The organism is Bacillus sp. REN10 (assembly GCF_016820555.1).
GTDB lineage: Bacteria > Bacillota > Bacilli > Bacillales > Domibacillaceae > Bacillus_CE.
The window spans coordinates 192,764-214,946 of sequence record NZ_JADHDW010000002.1; the positions used below are offsets into that span (position 1 = coordinate 192,764).

27 protein-coding genes are annotated in these 22,183 nt (G+C 37.9%); 21 read left to right on the plus strand and 6 right to left on the minus strand.

The genetic code is table 11. The annotated features are described in order from the left end of the window. Window positions 1-3: 3 nt before the first annotated feature. Entirely contained in the window at window positions 4-912 is a 909-nt protein-coding gene (locus IRB43_RS04220; RefSeq protein WP_203362194.1) for a COX15/CtaA family protein, read from the minus strand. A gap of 437 nt (window positions 913-1,349) precedes the next feature. On the opposite strand from IRB43_RS04220, the gene cyoE reads away from it, so the two are divergent. From cyoE to IRB43_RS04255, 7 genes are all read left to right on the plus strand, one after another. Continuing rightward, window positions 1,350-2,237 carry a heme o synthase gene (cyoE, locus tag IRB43_RS04225; RefSeq protein WP_203362451.1) on the plus strand — a complete coding sequence of 296 codons (888 nt, stop codon included), beginning with the start codon at window positions 1,350-1,352 and terminating at the stop codon, window positions 2,235-2,237. Between the two features lie 86 nt (window positions 2,238-2,323). After that, window positions 2,324-3,403 carry a cytochrome c oxidase subunit II gene (gene coxB, locus IRB43_RS04230; RefSeq protein WP_203362195.1) on the plus strand — a complete coding sequence of 360 codons (1,080 nt, stop codon included), beginning with the start codon at window positions 2,324-2,326 and terminating at the stop codon, window positions 3,401-3,403. A 28-nt stretch (window positions 3,404-3,431) separates the two neighbouring features. Further along, on the plus strand, window positions 3,432-5,303 hold the full coding sequence (ctaD, locus tag IRB43_RS04235; protein WP_203362196.1) for a cytochrome c oxidase subunit I: 1,872 nt from the start codon (window positions 3,432-3,434) through the stop codon (window positions 5,301-5,303). Continuing rightward, entirely contained in the window at window positions 5,303-5,932 is a 630-nt protein-coding gene (locus tag IRB43_RS04240) for a cytochrome (ubi)quinol oxidase subunit III (protein ID WP_203362197.1), read from the plus strand. The genes ctaD and IRB43_RS04240 overlap by 1 nt, the downstream gene beginning before the upstream one ends. Window positions 5,933-5,935: 3 nt before the next feature. Continuing rightward, window positions 5,936-6,268: a cytochrome c oxidase subunit IVB gene (ctaF, locus tag IRB43_RS04245; protein ID WP_203362198.1), complete on the plus strand. Its 333-nt coding sequence runs from the start codon at window positions 5,936-5,938 to the stop codon at window positions 6,266-6,268. A 163-nt stretch (window positions 6,269-6,431) separates the two neighbouring features. After that, window positions 6,432-7,343 carry a cytochrome c oxidase assembly factor CtaG gene (gene ctaG / locus IRB43_RS04250; RefSeq protein WP_203362199.1) on the plus strand — a complete coding sequence of 304 codons (912 nt, stop codon included), beginning with the start codon at window positions 6,432-6,434 and terminating at the stop codon, window positions 7,341-7,343. A gap of 77 nt (window positions 7,344-7,420) precedes the next feature. Beyond that, window positions 7,421-7,882, plus strand: a complete 462-nt coding sequence (locus tag IRB43_RS04255) for a DUF420 domain-containing protein (RefSeq protein WP_203362200.1) — start codon at window positions 7,421-7,423, stop codon at window positions 7,880-7,882. A gap of 79 nt (window positions 7,883-7,961) precedes the next feature. Here IRB43_RS04255 and IRB43_RS04260 read toward each other — a convergent pair whose 3' ends face one another. After that, window positions 7,962-8,321 (minus strand): YugN family protein, encoded by a 360-nt coding sequence (locus IRB43_RS04260; RefSeq protein WP_203362201.1) that lies wholly within the window; start codon window positions 8,319-8,321, stop codon window positions 7,962-7,964. Window positions 8,322-8,655: 334 nt separating this feature from the next. On the opposite strand from IRB43_RS04260, the gene IRB43_RS04265 reads away from it, so the two are divergent. The 6 genes from IRB43_RS04265 to IRB43_RS04290 all read left to right on the plus strand — a co-directional run bounded on the left by IRB43_RS04265 (window position 8,656) and on the right by IRB43_RS04290 (window position 11,746). Further along, the gene (locus IRB43_RS04265) at window positions 8,656-9,690 is read left to right on the plus strand and encodes a CAP domain-containing protein (protein WP_238941802.1); all 1,035 of its coding nucleotides are present in this window, start codon (window positions 8,656-8,658) and stop codon (window positions 9,688-9,690) included. A gap of 99 nt (window positions 9,691-9,789) precedes the next feature. Continuing rightward, entirely contained in the window at window positions 9,790-10,176 is a 387-nt protein-coding gene (ylbD, locus tag IRB43_RS04270) for a spore coat protein YlbD (protein WP_203362202.1), read from the plus strand. Then, window positions 10,148-10,432 carry a YlbE-like family protein gene (locus IRB43_RS04275; protein WP_238941803.1) on the plus strand — a complete coding sequence of 95 codons (285 nt, stop codon included), beginning with the start codon at window positions 10,148-10,150 and terminating at the stop codon, window positions 10,430-10,432. The genes ylbD and IRB43_RS04275 overlap by 29 nt, the downstream gene beginning before the upstream one ends. A gap of 50 nt (window positions 10,433-10,482) precedes the next feature. After that, window positions 10,483-10,875 (plus strand): hypothetical protein, encoded by a 393-nt coding sequence (locus IRB43_RS04280; RefSeq protein WP_203362203.1) that lies wholly within the window; start codon window positions 10,483-10,485, stop codon window positions 10,873-10,875. 38 nt (window positions 10,876-10,913) lie between these two features. Then, window positions 10,914-11,378 carry a YlbF/YmcA family competence regulator gene (locus IRB43_RS04285; RefSeq protein WP_203362204.1) on the plus strand — a complete coding sequence of 155 codons (465 nt, stop codon included), beginning with the start codon at window positions 10,914-10,916 and terminating at the stop codon, window positions 11,376-11,378. 92 nt (window positions 11,379-11,470) lie between these two features. Continuing rightward, window positions 11,471-11,746 (plus strand): YlbG family protein, encoded by a 276-nt coding sequence (locus IRB43_RS04290; RefSeq protein WP_203362205.1) that lies wholly within the window; start codon window positions 11,471-11,473, stop codon window positions 11,744-11,746. Between the two features lie 26 nt (window positions 11,747-11,772). Here IRB43_RS04290 and IRB43_RS04295 read toward each other — a convergent pair whose 3' ends face one another. Then, window positions 11,773-12,162, minus strand: coding sequence for a DUF7147 family protein (locus IRB43_RS04295; RefSeq protein ID WP_203362206.1), 390 nt, complete (start codon window positions 12,160-12,162; stop codon window positions 11,773-11,775). A gap of 476 nt (window positions 12,163-12,638) precedes the next feature. On the opposite strand from IRB43_RS04295, the gene IRB43_RS04300 reads away from it, so the two are divergent. The 3 genes from IRB43_RS04300 (at window position 12,639) to coaD (ending at window position 15,165) form a co-directional block, all read left to right on the plus strand. Next, entirely contained in the window at window positions 12,639-13,790 is a 1,152-nt protein-coding gene (locus tag IRB43_RS04300) for a stalk domain-containing protein (protein ID WP_203362207.1), read from the plus strand. A gap of 319 nt (window positions 13,791-14,109) precedes the next feature. Continuing rightward, on the plus strand, window positions 14,110-14,667 hold the full coding sequence (gene rsmD / locus IRB43_RS04305; RefSeq protein ID WP_203362208.1) for a 16S rRNA (guanine(966)-N(2))-methyltransferase RsmD: 558 nt from the start codon (window positions 14,110-14,112) through the stop codon (window positions 14,665-14,667). Between the two features lie 12 nt (window positions 14,668-14,679). Beyond that, window positions 14,680-15,165, plus strand: a complete 486-nt coding sequence (gene coaD / locus IRB43_RS04310) for a pantetheine-phosphate adenylyltransferase (RefSeq protein WP_203362209.1) — start codon at window positions 14,680-14,682, stop codon at window positions 15,163-15,165. Window positions 15,166-15,251: 86 nt separating this feature from the next. Here coaD and ylbJ read toward each other — a convergent pair whose 3' ends face one another. Continuing rightward, window positions 15,252-16,457, minus strand: a complete 1,206-nt coding sequence (gene ylbJ / locus IRB43_RS04315; protein WP_203362210.1) for a sporulation integral membrane protein YlbJ — start codon at window positions 16,455-16,457, stop codon at window positions 15,252-15,254. A 179-nt stretch (window positions 16,458-16,636) separates the two neighbouring features. On the opposite strand from ylbJ, the gene IRB43_RS04320 reads away from it, so the two are divergent. Both IRB43_RS04320 and IRB43_RS04325 read left to right on the plus strand, forming a co-directional pair. Continuing rightward, a complete protein-coding gene (locus IRB43_RS04320) occupies window positions 16,637-17,431 on the plus strand; it encodes a patatin-like phospholipase family protein (protein ID WP_203362211.1) in 795 nt (264 codons plus the stop codon). Continuing rightward, the gene (locus tag IRB43_RS04325) at window positions 17,421-18,455 is read left to right on the plus strand and encodes a SepM family pheromone-processing serine protease (RefSeq protein WP_203362212.1); all 1,035 of its coding nucleotides are present in this window, start codon (window positions 17,421-17,423) and stop codon (window positions 18,453-18,455) included. The genes IRB43_RS04320 and IRB43_RS04325 overlap by 11 nt, the downstream gene beginning before the upstream one ends. Window positions 18,456-18,488: 33 nt before the next feature. On the opposite strand, the gene IRB43_RS04330 is transcribed toward IRB43_RS04325, so the two are convergent. Then, window positions 18,489-19,688, minus strand: a complete 1,200-nt coding sequence (locus IRB43_RS04330; protein WP_203362213.1) for a nucleotidyltransferase — start codon at window positions 19,686-19,688, stop codon at window positions 18,489-18,491. A 196-nt stretch (window positions 19,689-19,884) separates the two neighbouring features. Here IRB43_RS04330 and IRB43_RS04335 point away from each other — a divergent pair, with 196 nt between their 5' ends. The 3 genes from IRB43_RS04335 (at window position 19,885) to IRB43_RS04345 (ending at window position 21,532) form a co-directional block, all read left to right on the plus strand. Next, on the plus strand, window positions 19,885-20,415 hold the full coding sequence (locus IRB43_RS04335; protein WP_203362214.1) for a YceD family protein: 531 nt from the start codon (window positions 19,885-19,887) through the stop codon (window positions 20,413-20,415). Between the two features lie 66 nt (window positions 20,416-20,481). Continuing rightward, window positions 20,482-20,655, plus strand: coding sequence for a 50S ribosomal protein L32 (rpmF, locus tag IRB43_RS04340; RefSeq protein ID WP_094834941.1), 174 nt, complete (start codon window positions 20,482-20,484; stop codon window positions 20,653-20,655). Between the two features lie 118 nt (window positions 20,656-20,773). After that, the gene (locus IRB43_RS04345) at window positions 20,774-21,532 is read left to right on the plus strand and encodes an enoyl-CoA hydratase/isomerase family protein (RefSeq protein ID WP_203362215.1); all 759 of its coding nucleotides are present in this window, start codon (window positions 20,774-20,776) and stop codon (window positions 21,530-21,532) included. A 78-nt stretch (window positions 21,533-21,610) separates the two neighbouring features. Here IRB43_RS04345 and IRB43_RS04350 read toward each other — a convergent pair whose 3' ends face one another. Further along, on the minus strand, window positions 21,611-22,069 hold the full coding sequence (locus IRB43_RS04350; protein WP_203362216.1) for an N-acetyltransferase: 459 nt from the start codon (window positions 22,067-22,069) through the stop codon (window positions 21,611-21,613). Between the last annotated feature and the right edge of the window lie 114 nt (window positions 22,070-22,183).

A 22,183-nucleotide genomic window follows, 5' to 3' on the forward strand; every position in this document is an offset into this window, starting at 1 on the left:
TTTCTATTGTTCATTTAATTTGCTTCGAGAGATTAAAAGAATAAAATAACATAATAGCCCAAATAAACAGGAAATAAATAAGGCATGAGCTAGAGCAACATAGAGGTTTAATCTAGTAAATATAATGAAAGCGCCCGCAATTACTTGTAGAAGAACTAATAGGAAAGCGATGATCCATCCCCAATAAACGACACGTTGATGCTTGTAGTTCTTTACAGCAATAAATGTAATATAGGCAATCCAAATGAAAATTAGTCCTGCGGCTAAGCGATGCCCCATTTGAACCCACTGATACATATTAAGTGGGATTCCAGGAGCGCTATTTACGCAAAATGGCCAGTCAGGACAAGTAAGACTAGCATTTGTATGACGGACAAGAGCACCAGTGTAAACAACTAGATAACTATATAAAGTAACTCCGATCGTATGCCATTTCATCCGCTTATCAATGACGATAGATGAGGCGTCAAATTTCTGATCTACTTCAAAAATCAGCAACGTTAACAAGAGGACGGCAGAAAAAGAAATAAGTGAGATACCAAAGTGCAGAGCAAGGACAAAATCTGATTGTCCCCAAAGAACAGCCGCCGCGCCGATTAAACCTTGAGCAACCAAAAAGAAAAAAGATAGGAATGCAAGGAATTTGGTTTCTCTTTTATGTCCAATCATGCGCCAAGAAGCAATCGAAAGTGCAAGTACGAGTAATCCAACTATACCTGAAACGAGTCGGTGTGCTAATTCAATAATGGTTTCAATCGTTATATCATCTGGAATGATCTGTCCATGACAAAGCGGCCACTCTCGGCCGCAACCAAGTCCAGAGTCCGTTTTTGTAACTAGCGCCCCCCCTAGCAACACAAGAAGCATACCGAACGTTGTTAATACTGCCAACCATTTTAACGAGCGTTGCATGTCATCACCTACTTATGTAAAATTAACTTTTTGAGTGAAAAAAGAATACATCTTCTCGATAATACAGAAGATAGTGGTAAAAGACAACTTGTAAATTTGTTTGAACTCATGATGTCGAATCGAAAAAAATGATGAATGAACCGTTTAATAACAGGGTTTAAGCTTCTATTATTATCTGATAAAAAAAAAATGATGGAAATAGTACTTGATTACTGGACACAAATTCGACATAATTAGTTCAATATGTATTCACAAAAAAATGGATAGATATGTTTTAATATTGAATTGATAGGCGTTTTTGAAAAAAAAGAAAACTGTCACATCGTATAGAAAAACGAGAGCGTAATCATTTATATTAAAGTTGTGAATTACGGGTGTGTACGCTTTTGTTTCTCTAATGAGAGGGGGGGAATTGGGTGTCACGTGCTGCAACGACGATGAGGAAAACTCAACTGCCGGAGACAACAGCGATGAAAGATTTCCTAGCGTTAATCAAGATAGGAATTGTCAATTCTAACTTGATCACTGTCTTTACAGGAATGTGGCTTGCTTTTGAGTTTAATGACTTACACTTTTTAACACAGCTGGACACAGTGTTTTACACATTGCTTGGTTCATCGTTGATTATTGCTGGATCGGCAAGTTTGAACAATTTCATTGATCGCGATATTGATCCGCTGATGGAAAGGACTAAAACCCGGCCGACGGTAACCGGAAAGATTAGTTTTCCAAAAGTCATGTCTATAGGGTTAGCTTTTATTGTTATCGGCACGCTGTTGTTGTTTTTAACGACTGCCATGGCGGGTATAATTGGGTTAATAGGGGTATTCAGTTATGTTGTCCTTTACTCCGCATGGTCTAAACGAAGACATGTGAGTAATACAATAGTCGGAAGTATTTCAGGCGCTGTTCCGCCATTAATTGGCTGGGCTGCTGTCGATCCGAACCTACATATGATTGCATGGATGTTATTTCTCGTTATGTTTATTTGGCAGCCTCCGCATTTTTATGCGTTAGCTATGAAGCGTTGTGAGGAGTATCGAGCAGCCAATATACCAATGCTACCAGTAGTGAAAGGGTTCTCAACAACAAAGCGCCACATGATCATTTGGATAGCAGCCTTACTTCCGCTTCCATTTTTCATGGGGGAATTGGGCAATGCTTTTGTTGCTTTAGCAACTGTTTTAAATATTGGATGGTTAGCTCTCGGGTTATCTGGATATAAAATAAAAGATGATTTAAAGTGGGCTAAACTAATGTTTGTTTATTCTTTGCAGTATTTAACAATTATGTTTGTAGCGATGGTTATTTTAACTGTCATATAAAAAATGGGAATTCTTTCTTGTTGAAGAAATCCATATATAAGCTCATTTTCATTTTAGAAATTCACTAAGAAAGAGGGGTTTAAGCTATGAGAGATAGGCTAACTAAATGGCGTCTATTCTCGGTATTTGCCGCATTGACGCTAGTTCTATCCGGCTGTGGTGAACCGTTCCTTTCCGCGCTAGTGCCGGGCGGAGAAGTTGCTCAAAAACAATATGACTTAATGCTTTTGAGCACGCTCATCATGGTTACTGTAATTTTAGTAGTTTTTGTTATCTTTATTATCGCTATTTTCCGCTTCCGTCGTAAAAAAGGCGACGAAAACAAAATTCCAAAACAGGTCGAAGGCAGTCATTTGCTGGAAGTGATTTGGACCGTTATTCCGATTATCCTCCTGTTAGTTCTTGCAGTGCCAACAGTTAAAGCAACTTTTGACCTTGCAGATACAAAGGCAATGGATAAGAAAAACAAAAAAGGCGAGCGTGATGCACTTGTTGTAAATGTACGTGCAAGCCTGTATTGGTGGGAATTTGAATACCCAGATCAAAAGGTCATTACTGGACAAGATTTAGTAGTGCCAACAGATCAAAAAGTTTACTTCAATTTAAAAGCGTCTGACGTAAAACACTCATTCTGGATTCCAGCAGCAGGTGGAAAGATGGATACAAACGTAGACAACGTCAACCAATTCTGGCTTGAATTTGATAATGAGAAAGCTAGTGACGCTCAAAATCTTTTCTATGGTAAATGTGCGGAACTTTGTGGTCCATCACATGCTTTAATGGACTTTAAAGTAAAAGCCATTCCACAAGATGAATTTAAACAATGGATGAATGACATGAAAACAGCGAAAGAAGAAACACCAACTGATGCTACAGCAGCAAAAGGTCAAGAGCTGTTTAAACAAAACTGTTTAAGCTGTCATGCTGTCACTCCACAAGATGGTCGTCCGGAACAAGCGAGACTTGCTCCGAACTTAGCAACATTTGGAGAACGCTCTCGTGTTGCGGGTATTTTAGAGCATAATGAAGAAGAGTTGAAAAACTGGATTCGCGATCCTGAGAAATACAAACCTGGCAATAAAATGACAGGTACGTATAAGGATTTATCTGAAGATGAGCTAGATCAATTAGCAGCATACTTAATGAGCTTGAAAGTACAAGATTAATAACTGATAAAAAAAGGAGGTAAAATCGTTGAGTACCATTGCACAAAAACGAGGGTTCGCAGGCACGATTTGGGATTACTTAACTACAGTTGACCATAAGAAAATCGCGATTCTTTATTTAATTGCAGGCGGTATCTTCTTCCTCATGGGTGGCGTTGAAGCCATGATGATTCGGATACAGCTTGCTAAACCAAACAATGATTTTGTGAGTGCAGGTTTATTTAATGAACTTCTAACTATGCACGGAACAACTATGATTTTCCTAGCGGCTATGCCATTGCTATTTGCATTTATGAATGCGATTATGCCGCTTCAAATTGGTGCCCGTGATGTTGCGTTTCCTTTCTTAAACGCACTAGGCTTCTGGTTATTCTTTTTCGGTGGATTATTTTTAAACTTATCATGGGTTCTTGGAGGAGCTCCTGATGCAGGTTGGACATCTTATGCCTCTTTATCACTTGCATCTGAAGGACATGGAATTGACTTCTATGTTCTGGGGATACAGGTATCAGGTTTCGGTACGTTAATTGGGGGGATAAACTTCCTTGTCACTATTATTAATATGCGTGCTCCTGGTATGACATACATGAGAATGCCTTTATTCACATGGACAACGTTTGTGGCGTCTGCGCTAATTTTATTCGCATTCCCTCCACTTACTGTTGGAACGTTCATGTTGATGTTTGACCGTTTATTCGGTTCTAATTTCTTTAATGTAGCAGCTGGTGGTAACACAATTATCTGGGAGCATTTCTTCTGGATCTTTGGTCACCCTGAAGTTTACATTCTAATTTTACCGGCTTTCGGTATTTTCTCTGAGATTTTCTCAACGTTTTCGAGAAAACGCTTATTCGGATATTCTTCCATGGTATTCGCAACTGTATTAATCGGTTTCTTAGGCTTCATGGTGTGGGCTCACCATATGTTTACAACTGGTATGGGTCCTGTAGCCAATGCGATCTTCGCGGTAGCTACAATGGCGATTGCAGTTCCTACGGGAATTAAGATCTTTAACTGGTTATTAACAATCTGGGGCGGTAGCATTCGCTTCACGACACCAATGTTATATGCTGTTGCATTTATTCCTTCTTTCGTTGCCGGTGGGGTAACAGGGGTTATGCAGGCAGCAGCACCAGCAGATTATCAGTACCATGATTCATACTTTATCGTGGCGCATTTCCACTACGTAATTGTTGGTGGGGTTGTGTTAGCGTTATTAGCAGCAACTCACTTCTATTGGCCAAAAATGTTTGGAACGATGTTAAGTGAAAAATTAGGAAAAGTAACATTTGTGTTATTCTTCGTTGGATTCCATTTAACATTCTTTATTCAGCATTTCTTAGGTTTAATGGGGATGCCGCGTCGTGTTTGGACGTTCTTGCCAGGTCAAGGACTTGACACAGGGAACTTTATTAGTTCGGTAGGTGCTGCGTTCATGGCAGCTGGTGTTATTGTATTATTGTTCAATGTTGTTGTGACATCTGTGAAAAATGTTAAAGTTGGAAACGATCCTTGGGAAGATGGTCGTACACTTGAGTGGGCGATTCCTTCACCACCGCCGTTCTATAACTTTAAGCAAACTCCGCTTGTTCGCGGGTTAGATACTTACTGGATTGAGAAAATGGAAGGAAATAAAGGAATTACACCAGCTGAACCACTTGGTGATATTCATATGCCTAATGGGTCCTTCGTACCGTTTGTTATTTCCCTTGGTTTATTCATTGCTTCCTTTGGGGCAATGTATCAAGTAGACGACAAACCATGGGCGATTCCTGTGTTAATTGGTGGATTAGCAGTTACGTTCCTATCCATGCTGTATCGTTCAGTGAAAGATGATCATGGATTCCATATCCATAAAGAAGATTTAATAGATAAGAAAGATAAGGGGGTTAAGGCATAATGCAAGTTGAAGAAAAATTCACACCCCAAACTTGGCCAGAATCACCTGAGCAAGCTACCCTTGAAGGGAAAAATAAATTCCTTGGCTTTTGGTTCTTTCTAGGAGGAGAGACGGTTTTATTCGCCTCTCTCTTCGCAACATATCTTGCTTTAAAAGATAAAGTGCCAAGTCCAGATCATGTTTTAGCGAAAGATCTTTTTGAGTTACCTTTAGTATTCGTTATGACGATGTTGTTATTGACTAGTTCATTAACAAGTGTATTTGCTATGTACCATATGAAAAACTATAACTTCCAGCGCATGCAAGCTTGGTTATTGTTCACAGTCATTCTTGGTTTAGCCTTTTTAGGCTGTGAGATTTACGAATTTAACCATTACTATCATGAGTATGGTCATAAATTTACAAGCAGTGCATTCGGTTCAGCCTTTTACACATTAGTCGGTTTCCATGGAGCCCACGTGATCTTTGGTTTATCATGGATTATTGCTTTAATGGTTCGTAACGCAAAGCGAGGATTAAGTCTATACAACGCACCTAAGTTTTACTTAGCTAGCCTTTATTGGCATTTTATTGACGTTGTTTGGGTCTTTATCTTCACTGTAGTATACTTAATGGGAATGGTGGGATAATTGATGGTGAATAATCAATCAAATTCAAGCAACCCAAGAGTTGATTACGAATATCGACGTAAAAAAAGCGCTGAAGAAATGAGAATGCAAGTAGTAACCTTCACTTTGATGATTTTCTTTACTGTCGTTGCATTTGTAGCTGTTGCAGCAGATTTTTCTAAATGGTTTATCATTCCATTTATTTTGTTGCTTGCATGTGTTCAAGTAGCCTTTCAGTTGTATTATTTCATGCACATGAGCCATAAAGGTCATGAAGCACCTTCCCTTTTCATTTGGTCTGGTGTAGTAGTGGCGTTTGCAACGGTTTTGGCATTTGTAACTATTGTATGGATCTAATGGGAAAGCCAGCCTTTACGGGCTGGCTTTTTAGTGTTATTAATTGGGAGACTACTTTCCTCTATAATGTCATGAACTTGTCAATTGCTAACATTGATAGGGAGTATAGAGAAAGGTATAATGAGTGGTAGGGCATCTCAAAAAAGATCGAGGTGAATAAACAATGCCAATTGGAATTTTTGGATTTCAAGCTTTATGGAGTCCTTTGTTTATGTTGGTCCTCGTCTTCATTTCGGTTTTGTTTTTCTTAGTAACGGTGAAATGGAGAAAGGATTTTAAAGAAAGTGAACCGTTGACAAAACGTCAAGCAGGTCTATTTGTAACGGCGATCCTTGTATTATATGCTGTCAAAGGTTCTCCTGTTGACTTGCTAGGTCATATTATGTTTTCTTATCATATGGTTCAAATGGCTGTTCTTTATTTAGTTGTTCCACCACTTCTCATTAAAGCAATACCTTGGTGGGTTTGGAAAGCAGTCATTAATTTACCGGTTATTAAAAAAGTGTTTCATTTATTTACAAAGCCTCTTGTTGCATTAATTTTCTTTAATGGGACGTTCTCATTCTACCATATCCCGTTGATTTTTGATTATATTAAAATGAGTGAAACATTACATGGCTTATACACATTTATTGTATTTATTTTTGCCATTTTTATGTGGTGGCCATTAGTGAATGAAATGCCAAAACAAAAACAACTAGCTGGTATAAGGAAAGTAGGGTATATTTTTGCCAGTGGGATTTTGCTTACTCCAGCATGTGCGTTAATTATTTTCGCTTCTACGCCGCTCTATTCAACATATAGTGATGCGGGTTCTTGGTTGAAAGCAATGGAATTATGCGTGCCAGTGACTACATTACAAGGATTAAATTTAAGCGGACCTGAACTGTTTTCTAATATGCCTGTTGTTGAGGATCAGCAGCTTGGTGGCATTATTATGAAAATCATTCAAGAACTTGTTTATGGCTATATTCTTTCCGTTGTCTTTTTTGAATGGTATCGAAAAGAGCAGCGCGATGAGGATAAGATTACACAAGAAGCATTGGCTCGTCATCACTCCAATTTGATTAAGTGATTGGTAAACAGGGCTGCTTAGGAACGTAGCGGCCCTATACATACGATCGAATATGTAAGGAAGAGAGGATACAATATATGTCTTTACCTATCCTGCCTACAATCAGTACGTCATTTATCGTATTAAGCGCGATTTTTGTTGCTATTGGTTGGGCGCAAATTAAACAGAGAAAAATTGAAAAACATAAAAAGACAATGTTAACTGCAGCTGTTTTTGCGCTGATTTTTTTCATTATTTATGTAAGCCGGACCGTTTTTATCGGGAATACCGCCTTTGGAGGACCGGATGAGATTAAAATTTACTATACATCCTTTTTAGTCTTTCACATTACTTTAGCTACAACAGGTGCTGTTTTTGGAATTGTTACTCTTCTTACTGGTTTGAAGAGCAATTTGATTAAACATAAAAAGTTGGGGCCGATCACTAGTGTGATTTGGTTTTTCACAGCGATTACAGGTGTAGCTGTTTATATTCTTCTATATGTTCTATATAGAGGTGGAGAGACAACATCCGTTATTAAGGCGATATTAGGATTTTAAGCAGGGGGATTACTCCTGCTTTTTTGCTTAGAAAGAAAAAAGCGCTAGGAGCCTTTCCTAGCACTTTTTAAAGATCGAGTTAAATAATAAATGGAGTCATTTCATTTTTTACATCTGCAAGTATTTTTTCACAAGTTTCTACTAATGATGCTGGGAAGTGTTCACCTTCTCCATATTCTACTCCATGCGGATAATAATGTTTTCCTAATAGTGGAGTCATTAGTTGAATGACTGCTTCTCCGCCTCCAATATCGCCTTGCGAAGCAAAGCCTAATACGCGTAAATAGTATGTACCTTCTTTTAATTCAAATTTGCGGTCAAATGTAACTCGCTCATAATCCCATTGTCCAGCATGAACAAACCCATGTGAACTTAAAATATAGTCCAAGCGGTTAAAATCTAGCTGTAAATTTTCTAAACCAGTATTTTCAAATTTCATAAATAGATTCCCTCCTGAATTTCTTCGCATACGCTCTTATGCCTAGTTTGGTTACACACTTGCTTCATTTTAATAATAGTCTAAAAATTGCTTTCTTGCAATGTATTGAAGGCAATCAAAAAGTTAAATTCCAACTATTATTCACTGTTTATTCAAGTCTTTAATGGAAAGGAGATGAATCAATGATTGCTTATAGCGGAGAAAATAGGCAATTCCTTGTCTAAGTCTGTAGGGAAAGTGTTATAATATCAGTATAAAATGGCGATTCTGTTTGTATAAATAAGAAGGAAGGGAGGGGTGTAAGCTGAGGTCAGCAATTAGAATATTAATCGTGATGTCTATTATCTTAATTGTTGGTTTATACACAAATCGAGCGATGGAAGAAAAAGACGTGCTTGAAAATTCAACAAGTCTTTCTCCTCCAAAGCCGGATTATGATATAGAGGAAGAATTAAAGAGCCAGCAAGAGCCTGATGCGGTTGCTGAGAAGCCGAGGTCAGGTGCTGGAGCCATGTTAGGAAAAGAGGCTAGTACATTAATTAAGACATATGGTGAACCTATAAGGAAAGATCCGTCTGCTTACGGTTATGAATGGTGGATTTATCACAAAGATCAACAATATGTTCAATTTGGTGTAGAGGGAAATCAGGTTATAACCGCCTTTGCTACAGGTCAAACGGATGTCTCTCCTTTTAAAGTTGGTCAAAAATCTGATTCTATCTTTCGCTCTAATTTATTGAATACGGAAATTGTTATTAACAAAGAAGAAGGAACGTATCGATTTGAATTATCGGAAGAGGATTTTAATGTTCGTCCGTTAATTCCATTGGGTGATATTTATGCGCAATTATATATTGATAAATTTACAGGTACCCTTTCTAGTGTTCGTTTTTTGACAAAGGATTGTTTACTTAGACAACGACCATACGAAATGGTTTATCGAGGGGATTTGCCGGAAGTTCCTGAACCAACTTCTTCTGCATGGACGAAAATTCAAACAGGCAGTGAACAGCAAATATTAGATTTGACTAATATGATTCGTGCTCGATTTGAATTAAATGAGTTGATAGGTGATCCAAGCGTAGCAGAAGTCGCGAGATTGCACAGTAAGGAAATGTTTGAGAAGAAGTATTTTGCCCATGAATCACCTTCTGCAGGCGATTTAGGCGACCGGTTAACGAAAGCTAAAATCCCATTTCGAATAGCAGGGGAGAATATTGCGGCTAATTATATAGACGGACCAGCAGCTGTTGAGGGCTGGCTTAATTCGGAGGATCATAGAGAAGCCTTATTAGAAGAGGAGTTTGTCTCATTAGGTGTAGGTGTTTATCATAAATATTATACGCAAAATTTTGTGACGAAAAGGTAGCTCTATTGCGTGCTGCCTTTTTATCATGAATTATTTTTCACTTTTTGTGTTTTAGCCCATAAAGTAATAGTAGCAAATTTATTGGGCGAGGGATGCTATGTGAGGACGAATTCATTACATCCAGAAGTGCAGCGATTTAAACAATACATGAATGAGCGACCACAATTGAAACAAATGGTAAGGAGGAGAGAAAAAACGCTACAGCAACTTTTTGAAGAGTGGTATCAAATGGGGGAAGTGATTCATCAAGAAAGGGTAGAAAAAGAAGAGGAAGCTTCGCCTAATTGGATTGAAAAAGCATTAAATACACTTGCTTCATTGGATTCAAATAAATGGAACAGTTATATTGCTGAATGTCAGTCGATATTAGAAATAATTCAATTAATGGTCGAAGACTTTGTCAAACAAACAAAAGATGGGAAATCCCCATTTTCAGAAATAGAAGGAGGGAGAAGCATTGAGACAGGAAGTGATGGAGAAAATTAATCATAATAAAGAATGGTTAGCTTATTTAAGGAAAGAGCCTATTTGGTATCGATTATTAAGCAGGAATCCATATGATTTCGATAAATTTGAAAGAGCGAGTCTTCATTATTATAAGAAAACTTTTCCACATCAAGTAGAGAGGGTGAATGATGGGGTTTTATTAGCTTCCGCCTTGCTTTCAATGATGAATTCACAAATGGCGTCTTCCTCCTCGGAAAAGACAAACTCAACAGATCTGTTAAAAAATGATCAATAAAAAAATCTTCTTTTGCTCACACTAAACTAAAAAGGCAAGGAGTGTAGAGCATGAAGATATGGATTGCAGCAATAGCTATTGTTATGCTTACTGGTTGTAAGCTGAATTTCCCAGAGCCAGAAGCGCTATCAACTGTTCCTGAAGCGAAAGAGGTAGAAGCGCAAGACAGCGAGAAGTGGACGGTCAGTCATAAATTAAAGGGACAACAAGTACTAGTTGAATGTATCGTTGAGAATGTTTCTTTTGCAACTGAAGACAAAAAAGGAAAGGTTAAAGGAAGTGCAGCTGTCTATATAGATGACGCATTTTATAAAAATTATGAGACAGCTGCGTTTATCGTCAAAGGGTTGAATTCAGGTCAGCATAAAATGAATGTAAGACTCGTCGGTGAAAACAATCAGCCGCTTGGATATGAGAAAACCTTCTATGTCACCATTCCGTAAATATTTTTCTTTCGGTAAGAATATGTTAGTATAATGGAATGGAGGTGGGCACATTGCTTACAGCTACATTAGAAAAAATTCGTACAATGGAGCAAGCAGAACAGTTAGGTCAAATGATCTTACTTTCAGATATCGCTGAAAAGTACCGAGCGTGTTATTCGTTTTTATATACAAAACCTGAAACAAAAGAGAAGATCAGAAGGTTTAACCAGTTAAAAGACCTTTATGAGGAAGTGCAGCGTTTTGGCCGTTATCATCCGGACTATAGCCGTGTGATGAAAGAGATCAGGGAAGTAAAGCGTGATATGGATTTAGATGAACATGTAGCTGCGTTTCGAGTAGCGGAAAAAGAATTACAAACACTATTGGATGAAATCAGTGTGCTTTTAGGAAAGTCTGTGTCAGAAGCAATTAAAGTCCCAACAGGTAACCCTTTCTTTTCAACAAGTTCTAGCTGCGGAGGAGGTTGTGGTAGTGGAGGGAGCTGTGGCTGCTCTGCCTAGCAACCAGTTAATTAAATAATAAGTCGACAGTTGCTAATCCATTTCTCTCTATGCTAGACTTAACGAAAAAGCATTTATTTGAGGGAGATTATATGTTTATCGAACGGCAGGCTGTGATTGTTTGGCTTCATCATACGAAGCCCGTTAAATCGTTGCGCAAATATGGGAACGTACATTATGTATCAAAGCGAATGAAATATGCAGTTGTTTACTGCAATCAGGAAGAAATAGAGAAAGTCATGGAGAAGTTGAATTCTCTTTCATTCGTAAAAAAGGTAGAGCCGTCTTTTAAACCATTTTTAAAAACTGAATATGAGAATTCTAAGCCGGATAAAGCAAAAGAATATGATTATAAAATCGGCGTTTAAAAAAGCAGGAGTGACTCCTGCTTTTTTTAATTTAACGGAGGAATATAGTGGTTTAGTCGTAAAATACCGATTAAATATTGATAATATAAAGTTTTCTCCGCAAACATAGTGGAAGGTTTTACATCAAATTGAATAAGCACTTTATGTAACGATTCGGCAGTCTGCTTAAATAAATTGAAGCGTTGACTAGGTGTAGTAGCTGGATGGGGAATTCCTTCTCGACATATATATAATGGCTGAAAGCTTCCTGGATTTGTTGGTTCTAGAACAACGATTAATGAGGTAACTGGCCTTTCTTCTATTATGGAATGCAAGGCGAGCATATGGCGTAACCGATGTTTATTATTTTGAGCAATCTCAATAAGTTCATATAGATCTGAATACCCCTCACCGAGTTCAATAAATCTCTGAATCAAATGATACCCTCCATTCTAAAAAAATTTCTCTACCATTGTATCTTTCTCTATCATAAAGCTCAACTATTTCAATGAAAAAAGGTTATCTTAATTTTTTTTGAATATTTTAGGAATCTCGACAAAAGTATAATAAATGTAAATAAGAATAGCCTTTTGTATAAAGAATTTGCTATCTTATAAATGTGAATATATGACTAGTTAGGGTGAAATATATGGTAAAAAAATCCTTGCTTTTTAGCTTGCTTTTAATAATTATTTCCGGGGGAATCATACTGTGGCAATGGAGTGGATATGAGAGAAATTCTAAAACTCTTACTGAAGCTCAAATTGAACAGGATATTCAAATTGTTTATTCGGATCGGGGATTTTTTATTCAACAAACATTTAATCATTTACAGATAGACAAGCCATTGTCGCTAATTTTTCCTATCGATGCTCAAAATATTCGCTGTGAGACAAAGAAAGGGAAGTGTTCAATGAGCGGCTTGAGCGCAGTCATTATACCTAAAGAGAACATATTTACTGTTTCATATACCTTGCCTTCACCTCCAGCGGCGTCTTCGATGTTATTGCAAAACTGGTTTGTGAAAGTGAAAGGAAAAGAAATCAAAAAAACAGCTCTCTATTTGACTGATAAAAAATTAAGGACAGGCAATTGGTATTCGGCATTGCCAAATACAGGGGAACAAAAAAAAGAATTAATTCACTATTATGAGTTTCAAGGAAAGGGAGTAGCGGATGTATTGTATTGGCAATCCAGTCCGTTGATAAAAATACAAATAGGTAAAAACTTTACTTTATATGGACATCATTCTATGGAAATTCCAGAACTGGTGGTTGATTCATTAAAAAGCGTCGATATGTCTGCGTCCAAAACAATCGTTATGACTGATCAGCACCCTGCTTATTCATCAGACCATTTCTATATTGTCAACAATCATCAACAGTTAATAAAACTCGCTGATACAATAAAAGTGACAGATATAAAAAATAAGTATCACTTTAATCAAGATGAAGAATGGCTAGCAGAAGTCATCCTTGCTCTTGAGCTTAATCGTCCTTTCGGCTCTCAAAAATCACAAAAAATGTACCAATACCTACAGCAACAATTGACTCCAGAAGAGCTAAAGACATATAGAGCGGATGTTTTGCGAATGAAGCAAGAAGAGATAACTGTAGAGCAATTAGACCGAGCACTTTCTAAAGTTAAAGGGTTAGAAACAAATTTCTTCCAAGATAATAAGGGAGCGGGAAAGGGCATTAAATCTTTGCTTTTCACAGATACCCGCTCGGTAATTATAAATGGAAAAGTCGTGACGTTTAGAGCGGTTAATAAAAATGGAGCGTTGTTATTTCCTTTCCATTTGACGTTACGTCAGCTTGGGTTTGATGTGAGAACAATTTCTGACAGCGGTACGTTGCTTGTCAAAAAAGGGATAGATACGTATCGATTTGACTTAGATCAGCATCGGTTTATATTGAATGAAGAGGACTATGGATTATATGAAGATGCATTAGTGGCTTATAATGGTGAACTTTATATTGAATCCACTTGGTTACAAAAAATATTTTTAGTGTATGTTCACGAGCAAGAGGATCAAATCATCATCGATCCAATTGATTTATAAAATATAAGACAGATTCAATGATGTCTCTCCAAACAACAAAAAACCTGCTGAACAGTCAGCAGGTTCCTTCTATTGTCAATAGTTAGACAGAAGGAAAAGGGAGAGGAGAAACCGGAGAAAAGGCATATGGGGAATTATGCTTTCTCCGTGATCGACAACATCCCGAGTGATGTTGTTATCCATAGTATGGCCCGCTTTAGATATTTTTAAACTAATAATGTGAGAATTCATATAAATACAAAGGAAAGGAAATGATCTAGATTCAGCTATAGAATTATGTTACCATGAATGAGAAAATCTTTATGAATGGTGAATAGTGATGAGAGTAATTTCGGGTGAGCAAAAAGGAATCCCATTAAAAGCCGTGCCAGGGCGAGATACAAGACCAACAACTGATAAAGTAAAGGAAGCCATATTCAATATGATTGGTCCTTATTTTTCCGGTGGATTAGGTCTTGATTTGTTTGCTGGTAGCGGTGGATTAGGTATTGAAGCATTAAGTAGAGGTTTTCAGAAGATGATCTTTGTTGATCGCGATATGAAAGCAGTCCAAACGGTGAAGGGGAATTTAGATAAGTGTGGCTATACTGACTGTTGTGAAGTGTATCGCAATGATGCAGAGCGAGCACTTAAAGCGATTACCAAACGAGAGCTGGTTTTTGATGGAATCTTTTTGGACCCTCCATACAAAAAACAACAGCTAGAAAAGCTTTTAAGATGGATTGAGGAAAAGCAATTGTTAAACAGTGGGGGATTTATCGTCTGCGAGCATGGTTCTGATATTGAGTTACCGGAGAGGATTGGACAATTGCAGCAGTTGAAGATGGAGACATATGGGATTATTCGTGTATCAATCTTTGAATGGTCAGATAAATAAGGGGGAGCGCTAATGGCAAGTATTGCAGTATGTCCTGGTAGTTTTGATCCAATTACAAATGGACACTTAGATATTATTCAAAGAGGTGCTAAAATTTTTGATAAGATTTATGTGGTCATTTTAAGTAATTCTTCTAAAGCACCACTCTTTTCAGTGGATGAAAGGTTAGAACTCATTAAGGCAGTCACAAAGCATTTGCCGAATGTAGAAGTGGATCATTTCAATGATTTATTGGTAGAGTACGCAAAAAGCGTAAATGCCAATGCCATTTTGCGCGGTTTGCGAGCTGTATCAGACTTCGAATATGAAATGCAAATTACTTCCATGAACAGAGTGTTAGATAATCATTTAGAAACTTTTTTCATGATGACAAATAGCCAATATTCCTTCTTAAGTTCAAGCATTGTCAAGGAAGTAGCTAAATACAATGCCAATATCTCAGACCTTGTTCCAAAAGAAGTGGAAATAGCATTAAAACGGAAATACCAAAATGGCTAATATCCCCACATAAATACCTAGTTTCCTCCATTGATTAGGAGGGGAAACTAGGTGTTTTTTTCATTTAGTTGATGATGGTAATGCTTTTATTGTTTTTTTGTACTTATGTACAAAAATATATAAGTTATTAACATCATAATGGTGATAAGCGGTCCGTATTGCTTTAATAAAATAATTGTTTCGTGAATTGAAGACGACTGAATATTCATTACAGGCATAGAATGAAAGGTTCCACTATTTTTGACAGAATGTTCATAAACGGGCTGCCATAGGAGACAAGCGATGGCTGCTGAATAAAGCCCATGGAGGATTCTTGCTAAAAAAAACGGACGAAAGCGAATGTCTGATTCTGCTAAAATACTGGCTACTTGTGCTTGCACGCTTAATCCGCTAAAGGCAAGAATAAAGCTCGTCACAATGGCTTGCTGCAAAAGGGTGCTTTCTTGCACTTGGCTAATCATTTGACTGCCAAGTGTAATTTCAAATATACCGGCAATAAAAGGAACGGTGAGTTCAGAAGGCAATTGAAGCCATTGAAATCCTTTAGCGGCTGTGACGGCCAATAAAGAAGTAAGATGCAAATGAAATAAAAGTTTATTGATTACTGAAAATAAAATAATGAATCCGCCGATCATTAACAAAGTCTGAACAGAAGACAGAACAGAGTCCCCCATTAACTTTCCAATGGGGCGTCCATCTTTGATGCGTGCTTGATGCATAGCAGAAAAAGCGTGATAAAAAGAGAAGGAGGTGGAATAGTTTGTTTTTTTCTTTTTGTCATCTCCATAAAATCTCATCGTTAATCCGACAAAGACATTTCCTGTATAATGGGCAATAGCTAACAAAATACCTAAATGCGGATTATAAAAAAAACCAACAGATACCGCTCCGAAAATAAATAATGGATTCGACGAGTTCGTAAAACATATGAGGCGTTCAGCTTCGGTTTGAGTCAGCTCTCCATTAAGTCTTAATCTCGTGGCTAATTTGGCGCCTGAAGGAAAACCAGAAGCCATTGCCATTGCCCAGACAAATCCGCCGGCGCCCGGTACCCTGAATAGGGGGCGCATGAGCGGTTCGAGCAGAACGCCAATAAAGCTTACTACCCCAATGCCAATCATCATTTCTGAAAGAATAAAAAAAGGGAGTAGTGAGGGAAATACAATTTCCCACCACATATTTAACCCTCTAATAGAAGCTTCGAATGATACTTTAGGAAATATAATTAAGGAAAAAGCGAACAGACTAATAAAAAATGCTAGAAGAAGAGTCTTTATTTTAGAAGCGGTCAATCTTCATAACCTCCTATTCTATCCATAGACAACCCCATTCTGGGATTTACCACATAATTCAGGTACAATATGATTAATTCAAGATCACTTATACACTTGTCCTGTTTTTTTCAATATACTCATATCATTTAGAAATAGACCATAGCTTATTAGGAAATCCTGAGATGGAGGGGAAAAGTTTGCAACAGCCAAAAATAGGAGTGGCTCTTGGCTCAGGGGGAGCTAGAGGGTTTGCTCATATCGGCGTATTGAAAGTATTAAAGGAAGCCAATATTCCTGTTGATATGATAGCTGGCAGCAGCATGGGGGCATTAGTCGCTAGTTTATATGCATCAGGACAAGATATGGAACAACTTTACAAATTGTCTAGGGTATTTAAAAGAAAGTATTTCCTTGATTTTATTTTTCCTAAAATGGGGTTGATTTCAGGGAAGAAAATTAAGAGTTTTATTCAAGTTTTTACACATGGAAAGAACATTGAGGATCTAAATATTCCGACTGCCATTGTAGCAACAGATATTCAAATGGCAGAAAAGGTTGTATTTAGGGAGGGATCTGTAGCGGATGCTGTCCGAGCAAGTATCGCGATTCCGGGAATCTTTGTCCCAGAAAAAGTGAATGGACGTTTACTTGTAGATGGTGGAGTGATTGATCGTGTCCCTGTTTCTGTTGTGAAAGAAATGGGAGCAGATATTGTGATCGGAGTAGACGTCTCCTCAGTCAAAAAAAATGCGGAAATTCAAACGATTTTTGATGTGATTATGCAAAGTATTGATATTCTTCAATTGGAAATTATTGAAAATAGAAAAATTGCTTCAGATGTAATGATTCGTCCTCCTGTTGAAATATACAGTTCGAAAGCATTTACCAATATTGAAGAAATTATTGCAGCAGGAGAGCAAGAGGCGAAAAAAAGATTATCCGATATTATCGAACGGATTGAGAAATGGAAGGAGTTTCAACATGAAAAATAAATTAACACCTATTGCCTTCATTATTCTATTAGTTATCATTGCTTCTTCCTTTATTAAACTTCCTTATTATGTCATGAAGCCTGGAGATGCTCACGAATTAGCTCCCATTGTCAAAGTAACGGGTGGGAAAGAAGCGGAAGGAACGCTCATGTTGACGACAATTAAAATGGGAGAGGCGACACCGCTTTCTTATGCGCTGGCTCAATGGCTCGATTATGAAGAGATTGTTCCAATTGAGGATGTTCGTAGCCCTCATGAAACGGATGCAGAATATAATATTCGACAGAAATATTTAATGGATAATTCTCAACAGCAAGCCATTCAAGTGGCGTTTGATGCGGCAAGAAAACCATATAAATATATTTATGAAGGAGTCTATGTGTTGAGTGTTTTTCCAGGGATGCCAGCTGAGGGTATGATTCAAGCGGGTGACAGAATTGGCGTAGTAGATGGAAGAAAGATTGAATCATCGAAGCAATTCACTGATTATGTCCAGGCGAAGCAACCAGGTGATAAAGTGACAATCCAATTTGTCAGGGATGGGCAAGAAAAGCAGAAAACGATCGCTTTAAAAAGCTTTGCTAATAACCGGAATAAAGCAGGAATTGGCATTAGTTTAACCGACCAAAAGAAATTGATCAGCACGCCGGAAGTTCAATTGAAAACAGAGTCGATAGGCGGTCCTTCTGCAGGTTTAATGTTTAGTTTAGAAATTTACAATCAATTGACGGAGAAAGATATTACGAAAGGTAGAAGAATTGCTGGTACTGGTACGATTGATTCGAATGGAAAAGTCGGTCGCATCGGAGGAATTGAACAAAAAGTAGTGGCTGCTGACCGGGCAGGAGCGGAAATATTTTTTGCACCAAATGATGAAATCACACCTGAACTAAAAAGGAATATTCCTAATATCGAACCGAATTATAAAGAAGCTGTGAAAATGGCTAAAGGCTTGGGAACAGATATGAAAATTGTTCCTGTAAAAACATTTAACGATGCGCTGAAGTATTTACTCTCCACTTGAAATAAGCGAGCTGATAAAGATCGGCTCGCTTATTTATAATAATAAAACAGGGGGATGAGTAAATTCAATGTTTAAGAGCTCCGGCGTTTGTACACCTTGCATAAATACATCAGATGCTTTGATATCTAATGCGAGCAACTCCTTGTGGGAAGCTGCTCTAGTAATAAGGGGCAGTGAGATTTCTTTTTTCATTTTGTTCATATACTCGCGTCCATGTTCATTCATTCCCAGCAGCCGAATGTAACGGACGGAGCTCATCGCTTGTTTCATTTCTACTTTTGTTGTATTGGTGAGAATATGAACGAGCATTCGCTGAATGCGCGTCCATGTGTAGCGTTTTGTTTTTACCTTTTCCATAAAATCAGAAAAAGTCTCAGCGTGGCGAGCTGTTTCTTTGAAGCGGAATTCAATTCCCTCCGTTATGTCATAAATCGACTGTAATTCCGTGATAGAAGCCGACAGCAACCGGTATCTTAACAGCGGCCAATACTGATTCCAGCTATGAAATGTTTGGTGGGTGTTATAATATTCGTTTAATTCGATCAATGTACTTTCAGGGACAAACTTTTCAATAGCTGATAAATGTTTAGATGCTTCAATTTCTTTACGAATGCCTGTCGCACTTGCGATGCTGTCAAATGCTAAGCTTTCGTCGTGATAGCCGGCTTGCTGACGCTTAATGGTGAGCGGCTGCATCGGCTCTCCCAACTGTTCGTTTGCTTGTACATAATGATAACCTAAAATATTATTAGGCAGCGATAAATCAAGCGACAGATCCTCCTTAAAGAGTTGTTCTCGTGCTAATGTTTGTGCTTTTGGAAAGCTGTTCCCTTCTTTCATATAAAATTGAATCAACCTGTTTAAAGGTTCAGCAGCTGTTTGGATGGTTGCGAGTGCATCAAGAAATGGCTTGGTTTGCCCATTTTCACTTCCGAAGCAAAAGGAAGTACACGCTAGTTCTTTTAAGATCGAAATGGCACCATAAGAAAAAATTTCTGCTTTTTGCGTAGAAAAAGCATAAGGTAGCTCAACGACGAGATCAACGCCGTTTTGAAGTGCCATTCGGGTACGGGCCCATTTATGGATGATAGCCGGTTCGCCGCGTTGCAAAAAATGCCCGCTCATGACAGCAATGACAACATCCGCTTTGGCTGTTTCTCGCGCTTTTTGTGCATGATATAAATGTCCGTTATGAAAAGGATTATACTCAACAACAATACCAACTGTTTTCATTTGCTTGTTCCTCTGTTATAGTTATTTAATATTAATGATGTTTATATTGTTAGTTACTGTCTTTTAATTGTCAATAGAGCGCTGTCCGCTTTTCATGTCTAAACGTCCGCTTTCGCTTTTCGGTGTGTAAAGAAAATATATTGACAAACGTTTTGGTGAAAGCTATAATTACTTTTGTTGCCTTGAGGTGATAGTGATGAAATGGTCAATTATTCAATTGCAGAAGTTTCGTGATAAGGGGTTAGTTCTTGATGAGCTTGTAGATATGAGTGTATTGCAAGAGCGAGATCCTCAAATTCGAAATGTGGCTCCTGTTCATGTAACGGGACGTACAGATATTAGTCCGGAGAAAGTTACATTTCATTTGCAAGTGAAAGGTCAAATGACTTTACCTTGCTCGCGAACACTTGTTGATGTAGAATACCCGTTTGATTTTCAAATGACTGAAACATTTTTGTTGAAGCCATCTTTGTTCAGTGAATATGGGGATGAAGATGAGATTCATAAGGTGCAAGGAGATGTCATTGACTTAGCGCCGATTTTGGAAGAAGCGATTCTTTTGGAAGTACCGATGCAAGTGTTGAGCGAAGATGCTGATCAGCATGTCATTCCATCAGGGAAAGGCTGGGAGTATCATAGCCAAGAGCAGAGTGTTTCAAAAGAAGAGAAAAAGGTCGATCCGCGATTAGCAGGTCTGGCTGATTTTTTTAAGTCAAATGAAGAATGAAAATGGAGAAGTACCAGCTAATTCTGGCTTCATATACTTACATTCTCTTTTAAGGAGGTGGAAATAATGGCAGTACCTTTTAGAAGAACTTCTACAACTAAAAAGAACAAACGCCGTACGCATTTCAAATTACAAGTACCTGGTATGGTAGCATGCCCAAACTGTGGTGAAATGAAATTGGCTCACCGTGTTTGCAAAGAGTGCGGAACATATAAAGGAAAAGAAGTTGTAAGCAAATAATTTTGTTTACTCGCTTGATCCTATTAAAAAAACGTGAAGAGACCATGGCTCTTCACGTTTTTTTATTGAAGAATTTCATAGATTAAGGCTACAATGAATGGAAAAGGGGGAATGGTTGATGGAATTTCAAATGGAGAAATTACATAACGGCATTTTAGAATTTAAAATTACACGGCCGGAAAAAAGGAATGCCGTGAATTTTGAAGTGATGGAAGGGTTAAGTCAAGCGATTGAACGCGCCAAAGAAGCGGATATTCGAGCGTTGGTGATTACTGGAGAAGGAGAGAAAGCTTTTTGTTCAGGTGGAGATTTATCCGTGTTTCATGCGTTAAGAACAGAAGAGGAAGCATATCACATGCTTTCGAAAATGGGTAAGATTTTGTATGAACTGACGATTTTACCGAAACCGACGATTGCTTTAATTAATGGAACAGCAGTTGGCGGAGGCTGTGAAATTGCTACTGCTTGTGATTTTCGAATCGCTAAAGCTGGAGCTAAAATGGGGTTTATTCAAGGGACGTTAGCGATTACAACTGGTTGGGGTGGGGGAACGTTGCTATTTGAACGAATCGCTCCTTATCATGCATTAAAACTACTGTCAGAAGCAGCTGTCTATCGCGCGGAGCAGTTAGTTCACATTGGTTTTGTTCATCGAGTAGTCGATAAAATCAATGATGAGGTCATCGAGCGTTTTTTGCAGAACGAATCCACTATTCATAGCTCGGTATTATCTGCTTATAAACAAATTCAAATTCGAAAATGGGTAGGTAGTGGTCTTTGGGAAAGAATAGAGCAAGAAATGAAACAATGCGCTATTCTTTGGGAAGCGGAAGCTCATCATGAGGCGGTGGCTGGTTTTTTAAATAAAAATCGTTAAAATCACTATGATCATTTAACAAATTTAAATAAAAAATGGACCATAATGGATGATCAACCATTATGGTCCAATAACAATTTAACTGATCTTTTGTGTTGTCACGGAATTTGGATCCCAAAGTAAACGCGAGCTATTTTCTGAAAGAGGGGTAAAGTTCATTTTTTCCCAGAAGCTATGTGACTTTACTCGTGCTCTTGTTAAAATGGGCAGATTGAACGATTTAGCAAATTCCACAAGCCGCAAGCCGAAGCCTTTATGCTGGAATTCAGGAAGTACTTCTAGCTTCCAAATTTCAAGATATTTGTCAGAGCGCCCGCTTAATAAGTTTGTTCGGTCTTGCTTCACATATAAGCACATGCGAGCAGCTAATCTGTTTCCGTAGTAAATACCATAGAATGGAGAGTTTGCGTTATCCTCCACCATCGTGACTTGAAGCTCTTCTAACATGGACAATTCTTCTAGTCCATACTCTTTAAAACTTTTGAATTCTTCTATCGTTTTAAAATTGACTTTTAAGTTTTCGACTGGTAGTTGCATCGTATATCCTCCTTTGAAAATCGGAAATCATGCGATAAATATTATGTTTTCATTATATAATATAAATTCAGATAAATGAATAGATTAGTTGATAACGCTTTCATTTTTGTGTAA